Raw genomic sequence first — 6855 nt, 5'->3', positions numbered from 1 at the left:
GGTATGATACAAAGCATGTCCAGAGTGTCAAGATGCATTGATAATGGACCTATGGAAGCATTCTGGGGCATGTTAAAATCTGAAATGTATTACCTTAGAAGATTCAATTCATACTCCGAATTAGAAACTGCTATTGTTGATTATATAGAGTATTACAATAATCATAGGTATCAAAGGCGATTAAAGTGTATGACACCAATAGAGTACAGAAATTACTTGCAGAATAAAGTTGCATAGAATGAGTCTACGCCAACCATTGTTCAACGATTGGCGTAGAAAGATTTTTATTTTTACCACTGTCTACTTGACAGGGGCATGTTCATTTGAGGGTGTTTTTATTGACTTTTACTATGAAAGTTTAACATAATCTACATATTTATATAACAAGTCTCCTTGACTAAAGACTTCTGACTCATTAACTACTTTCCAGTTAAGATCTAAATCTAAATTAGGTATGAGAGTATCTGCTGGAAAGGTTTTAAACACTTTGGTTATATAGGCCCTGTTACAGTATTCTATAAGCTGACGAGCAATGTTGCCACCGCCAATAACAAAAACCTCCATTTTTTTATTAGAGGATGATTGCAATTTTTCTAATAAAGTAGATAGACTGTCTAAGGAATTTATTACAATGGATTCATCGGCTTCATAATCCTTATCTCTAGTTAGAACAATATTTATTCTATTGCTAAGAGACTTTCTATTAGGCAGGGCTTCAAAGGTTCTTCTTCCCATTATTACAATATTTCCTTCAGTTAGCTTTCTAAATCGCTTTAAGTCCTCTGATATTTTATACAACAAATCTCCATCATATCCTATATTCCAGTTATTATCTACTGCAAAAATCAGTATCATATTTTTTACCATAATAGACCCTTCACTTTTAAATTTATTATTTCATTATATTTTTTACTGAAACACTGTTTCTTATTCATTATTTAAGCTATTACTATTTTCGCTATATTCAAACCCAAAATACTCCTCTAACGTAATATCCTTTTCATATATTTCCTCTGCTATTTCCTTGCCCACATATCTAATATGCCATGGCTCATAGCTATATCCAGTTATGTCTGTCTTTTCTTTTGGGTACCTTATTATAAACCCAAATTTATGTGCATTTTCTTTAAGCCATATACCTTCTGCTGTTTCTCCAAATCTCTCCGCCAATGAAAAATTAGCACTTTTACTAGACACATCCATTGCCAACCCTGTATGATGCTCACTTTGCCCTGGTCTAGCTACTAGCTTATTAGCAGCCTCCGCTCCAACCTTATTTGCTTTGTTGTTAAATAGAAGCTCCTGTCTAGAATAGGATCTATATCCTGAAACCGCATATAAAGCTATATCTTCCTTTTCTCCTTCTTTAAACAAATCTTCTAGGGCTTTAGCAGCTTCTTTTCTCAGATACTTCTTCTGGTCATTTCCTTCAAAGGAAAACCTAACATTTGGAACTACTAAATCATCTGGCTTATAATCAGAGGATAAATTTCTCTCCTTATTAACTAATACCAAAATATCATTAGGATTATTAATAATTTTCTTTCCTTCATCATTTAAATATACAGTATTCTCCAACAGTTCTTCTTTTATTGCTTGCTCTTCATCATGGTCTTCTTCAATATCTATGATGTCCTCCTTATTTTCAGAAGAGTCACTGTCTTCTTCCTCTATTATGTCACTATCTGCCAAGACATAGTCAGATGATGGCTCATTTGAAATAGTGTTTTTAATAAAAGGGAATAGCTTGTCCTTAGCTTGTGCAACAATAGTTATAGAAATAAGCACTACTAAAAGAATACCAAAAAGTCTAAGCCTATGTTTCCCTCTTGGTCTCTGGTTTTTCCTCATATCCTTCATCCTCTCATGAACTTTTGATTATGTATAACATACTTAATTATATCACAAATATGCAAAAAACCAGTTTGTTTGACAAAATATAATAAATTTGTCATGAGAGAATAATCCTTTTAATCTAATCATTATTTTTCAGCCGATTCTCATCCTTATTTTATTAGCTGCTGTATTAAATTATATCCACCTAAAAGTCCAAGAAATAAACCTGCTACATTTATTATAGTTAAAAAGGTATAGTTTTTTGAAGTTTTTCCTCTTTTCTTAATAGAGTAAATATTTTTCCCAGCAAGATAAACTAATACAACTGTAGGATCATAGCCTTTAACATAAAGAACTACTGCCAATATGACAACAACAAATGTTATACACATTTCGATTATTTTAATAGTTCTTAACCTTTTTATTTGTAATTCTCTAGAATTCATGTCTTTAGCTTTCATACTCTTCTCCTTATTTTTTATTGTATCCTAATCTATCCAATATTAGACTATATCCCTCTGCTCCATAGTTTAGAGCTCTATTTATTCTACTTATAGTTGCAGTACTTGCTCCTGTCTCATCTTCAATTTCATTATAGGTTTTCTCTTGTCTTAATAATTTTGCTACTTCTAGTCTTTGACTAATTGATTTAAGCTCATTTATTGTGCATATATCCTCAAAAAATCTATAGCATTCCTCAATATTTTCAAGCTTCAATATAGCTTCAAACAGCTCATCTAATTGCTTGTCCTTAATCTTTGATCTATACTCCACAAAATCACCCCCAGTAATTTATTGTGAAACGTTTTCATATTATAAGATTCATATCTATTACTATATTATATTGTAATATTATGTGCTTAATTTTACAAGAGATTAAGTATCTAAAAATACACCTCTCTGTATTTACTATTTTTATAGTGGATACATTTGAGGTGTATTCTATTTAGAATTTTTATATAAAACTAGATATTTCCTGTGAAAATCTCCTCATAGCTTTTTATTGCATATTGTCGTCCAAAATCCGTTAGCTTAATTACATGATCATGGATGTAAATTTTCTCTTCCTTGATAAGCTTATTGATTGTTGAATCTAAAAAATCTTCACTCCAATGCATATGCTCTTGAATAGTATTTATTCCACATTCTATAGATTCATTTTTATCCCCTTCATGATTATATAAATGAAATATTAGAGATTTTTCAGCGAAATCCCTTTTTTGTGATTTTCGTCTCTTAAATGTAGTTAATATGCCTCTTACAGGTGCAAATATAAACACTATTAAAAACATTATTCCTGTCATAACCGCCATTGAGCCAGCAATTGAAACATCTAATAGAGAAGCAAGTTGATAACCTAGTACACCATTTATTCCTCCAATAAATGCACTTAATATAATCATACTTTTTAAATTATCCGTAAGAAGATATGCAGTAACTGGAGGCCCAATCATAAATGCAATAACTAATATAGAGCCTACTGATTCAAAAGCTCCTACAGCAGTTATTGATACAATAGTCATTAAGCTATAATGTATCATAAAAGGTGAAAATCCTAAAACAGCTGCAAGCGAAGGATCAAAGGTTACTATCTTAAGCTCCTTAAAGAATATTATTATGAATAAAATATTCATAATAAGTATAAATCCCATTGAATAAATAGCCTTTACTCCTATATCAATTCCAAATATCTTCATACGATTAAAGGGAGCAAATGCAAGCTCCCCTAACAAAACAGAATCTGTATCTAAATGAACTGAGCCTGCATACTTAGATATTATTATTATAGCTATACTAAAAAGCAACGGAAATACTATGCCTATAGCTGAATCCTCGGATACTAATCTTGTACTGTTAAGCATTTCAGTCAAAAACACAGTTAGCACCCCCATAAGAGCAGCTCCTACTATTAGAAATGGAGAGGTTAGGCTGTGAACAATGAAAAATGCAATTACAACACCTAGTAAAATCGTATGTGTTATAGCATCTGTCATCATAGACATTTTCCTTAAAACCAAGAATACACCTGGAAGAGAGCAAGCTATTGCCACTATTACTGCAATAATTTGAATTTCTAATTGTGGGGACATTTAATACTCCTCCTTTCCAAAATAGTTCTCAACGTATTCAATACCCTCCTGAGTAATTGCCCATTTATTAAAATAATCTTTTTCTACAAGTCCTCTTTTAGATAAAGATTCTAATGTTTTTATAAGATTTGTTTTTACTTTTCCTTTTAAATATAGATTAGGTTTCACTGTAGAAATATTGTGACTATGCTTAGTATTATCATGGTTCATAGCTAAGTAATATAGATTTGTAAGTACCTTGTCTCCATTTATTTCTTTATACATTCTTTTATTACTAAAGTGCTTCCATACTAAACCTCTATTAGGTGCAAAACTTAAGCTGAAAATTACTATTAGACTTACAACTATTACAATCATAGGCCCTGTAGGTAGCTTAGAAACGGATGAACTTATGATAGTTCCAATAATCCCTGATATAGAACCAAATATTGCCGAAAGAATTACCATAATATAAAGCTTATCTGTCCATTGCCTTGCAGCTACTGCAGGTGCTATAAGCATAGCACTCATTAAAATAACTCCCACAGTCTGAAGTCCTATAATAATTGCAGCAACTATCATAGATGAAAGCAATATAGTAATAGCCTTCGTTGAAAAGCCTAAGCTTTCAGCAAAGCCTACATCAAAGGATACTAGTTTAAACTCTTTCCAGAAAAGTATAACTAATGCTATTAAAACAGTTCCTATAACTAACATCATCCAAACATCTCTTTTTAGAAGAGTAGAAGCCTGCCCAAAAATAAATTTTTCTAAGCCTGCTTGATTTGCATTGGGAATCTTTTGAATGTAAGTTAATAGAACAATGCCACCTCCGAAAAACACAGATAGCATCAATGCTAATGCACTATCAAATTTAATTCTTGTATATCTAGTTATGAAAAGAATCAACAGAGTAGATATTAAGCCAGATATCAAAGCTCCTAGCAATAAAACTTCAGTTCTCTTAGTTTGTGTGATTAAAAAAGCTAATGCTATACCAGGTAATGCAGAATGAGAAACTGCATCTCCTAGTAGGCTTTCCTTTCTTATAACCGCAAAGCTGCCTAGTACTCCACTTATTATTCCTAAAAGTGCAGAGCCTAATGATACAATTTGTAATGTATAGTCAGTTAAAATAAGCTCTAGTATATTCAACGCCTTCACCTACCTTTTCAAAATTTGTCCAGTGCTTCTATAGGTTTTTTTAAGGTTTTCTTCTGTAAAGACTTGATTTACAGGACCTGAGGCAATAATCTGAGTATTAAGTAAAACTACCCAGTCAAAGTACTCTGAAACAGTTTGAAGGTCGTGGTGTACAACAATTACAGTTTTTCCTCTCTCCCTTAGCTCTTTTAAAAGGGCTATAATAGCTTTTTCCGTTTTAGCATCTACTCCTTTAAAAGGTTCATCCATAAAATATATGTCTGCATCTTGAACTAAAGCTCTTGCAAGAAATACCCTTTGCTGTTGTCCTCCCGATAACTGGCTTATTTGTCTATTTGCAAATTCATCCATGCCTACTTTTTTCAATGCCTCCATTGCCTTAGCCTTATCCTCTGCCCTAGGCCTTTTTATCCACCCTAATATCCCATAACGTCCCATGAGAACTACATCCAATACATTGGTGGGGAAATCCCAATCTACGCTTCCACTTTGGGGAACATATCCGATATAGCGTCTTTGCTCTCTATAAGAAGCACCATTAAATAGTACATTGCCTGAAACAGGTTTTACAAGGTCTAGCATTGCTTTTATTAATGTTGATTTACCTGCACCATTTGGACCTACAATTGCCATCAAAACTGATTTAGGTATGTCTAGGTCTATATCCCATAAAACAGGCTTCGCATGATAAGCCACCGTCATATCTTCAACCTCTATAATATACTCAAGATTTTCTGACATATTATCCACCTCCTATATGGAAATTCTTATTTTAAAGCATTGACTATTGTGTCAATATTACCTTTTAATGTTCCTATATATGTTTCTGCTTCTGTACCTGGATTTCCAGTAGAGTCTGAATACAGTTCTCCACCAATTTTCACTTCAAAACCCTTAGCCCTTACTGCTTCCTGTAGTGCCTCAATATTTTTATGAGGAACAGAAGTTTCAATAAATATTGCTTTTATTTTATGATCTACAATATAATTTGCAAGCTCACGCAAATCTGAAGTACCCGCTTCCGAATCAGTGCTAATTCCTTGCAATCCTTTTACTTCAAATCCGTATGCCTTGCCAAAATAATTAAAAGCATCATGAGCAGTTATTAGTACTCTTTTTTCCTTAGGTAACTCCGCTGCTCTTTGGTTAATATATTCATGTAGCTTGTCAAGTTCATCTAGATAAAATTTTAGATTTGCATCATACTGATCAGAGTGTTTTTCATCTAGAGTTTTAAAGCCCTCTGTCACATGAACAGCAGCCTGTTTCCATAAAGCAATATCAAACCATATATGAGGATCATATATATTGGACCCTTCTTCAAATGTTAAAAGCTTTTCTTCATGAATACCATCTGATAAGGCTACTACAAGCTTTCCACTGTCATTTAGCTTTTCTAAGACATCACCCATTTTTCCTTCTAAATGAAGACCATTATACAATATCATATCTGATTTTTGCATAAGACTTACATCTCCAGCGCTGGCCTTATACAAGTGTGGATCTATTCCTGGTCCCATTAGACCTTGAACCTCTACATATTCCCCACCTATGACTTTTGCCAAGTCTGCAATCATTGTAGTAGTAGTCACCACTCTATATTTGTCGTCCCCATTTAGACTGTTGCTATTGTTGCCTGAGGGGCTACAACCTGTTATTAAAATAGCTATTATAAATAATCCTATTATATATCTTTTCATTATTAAATCCTCCTTTAATCTACATATATTTTCTTGGCAGCCTCTAACCCAATAATTATATTAGTTTTGCCTTTTCTTAAGGTAAT

8 protein-coding genes and 1 pseudogene are annotated in these 6855 nt (G+C 32.7%); 1 reads left to right on the top strand and 8 read right to left on the bottom strand.

The genetic code is table 11. The features are described 5' to 3' along the window. Positions 1 to 237, top strand: a 237-nt coding sequence (locus BLV37_RS14585; protein ID WP_143031482.1) for an IS3 family transposase, incomplete at its 5' end; no start/stop codon positions are given. Positions 238 to 348: 111 nt separating this feature from the next. Here BLV37_RS14585 and BLV37_RS14580 read toward each other — a convergent pair. From BLV37_RS14580 to BLV37_RS14545, 8 genes and pseudogenes are all read right to left on the bottom strand, one after another. Next, positions 349 to 867 (bottom strand): dihydrofolate reductase, encoded by a 519-nt coding sequence (locus BLV37_RS14580; RefSeq protein WP_244270566.1) that lies wholly within the window; start codon positions 865 to 867, stop codon positions 349 to 351. 60 nt (positions 868 to 927) lie between these two features. Next, positions 928 to 1851: a M15 family metallopeptidase gene (locus BLV37_RS14575; RefSeq protein WP_091733142.1), complete on the bottom strand. Its 924-nt coding sequence runs from the start codon at positions 1849 to 1851 to the stop codon at positions 928 to 930. A gap of 155 nt (positions 1852 to 2006) precedes the next feature. Next, positions 2007 to 2297, bottom strand: coding sequence for a hypothetical protein (locus BLV37_RS14570; RefSeq protein WP_091733139.1), 291 nt, complete (start codon positions 2295 to 2297; stop codon positions 2007 to 2009). Between the two features lie 10 nt (positions 2298 to 2307). Beyond that, a complete protein-coding gene (locus BLV37_RS14565; protein ID WP_091733136.1) occupies positions 2308 to 2610 on the bottom strand; it encodes a YerC/YecD family TrpR-related protein in 303 nt (100 codons plus the stop codon). Between the two features lie 191 nt (positions 2611 to 2801). Beyond that, positions 2802 to 3926, bottom strand: coding sequence for a metal ABC transporter permease (locus tag BLV37_RS14560; RefSeq protein ID WP_091733133.1), 1125 nt, complete (start codon positions 3924 to 3926; stop codon positions 2802 to 2804). A gap of 225 nt (positions 3927 to 4151) precedes the next feature. Beyond that, positions 4152 to 5060 (bottom strand): annotated as a pseudogene (locus BLV37_RS14555) (metal ABC transporter permease); the annotation flags it as partial. 9 nt (positions 5061 to 5069) lie between these two features. Then, a complete protein-coding gene (locus BLV37_RS14550; protein WP_091733128.1) occupies positions 5070 to 5810 on the bottom strand; it encodes a metal ABC transporter ATP-binding protein in 741 nt (246 codons plus the stop codon). A gap of 26 nt (positions 5811 to 5836) precedes the next feature. After that, positions 5837 to 6769, bottom strand: a complete 933-nt coding sequence (locus BLV37_RS14545; protein WP_091733125.1) for a metal ABC transporter solute-binding protein, Zn/Mn family — start codon at positions 6767 to 6769, stop codon at positions 5837 to 5839. Positions 6770 to 6855: the final 86 nt, after the last annotated feature.

This window comes from Proteiniborus ethanoligenes (assembly GCF_900107485.1).
GTDB lineage: Bacteria > Bacillota > Clostridia > Tissierellales > Proteiniboraceae > Proteiniborus > Proteiniborus ethanoligenes.
The sequence above is the reverse complement of the archived record's forward strand: the minus strand, read 5'-3'. Positions and strand labels throughout refer to the sequence as shown.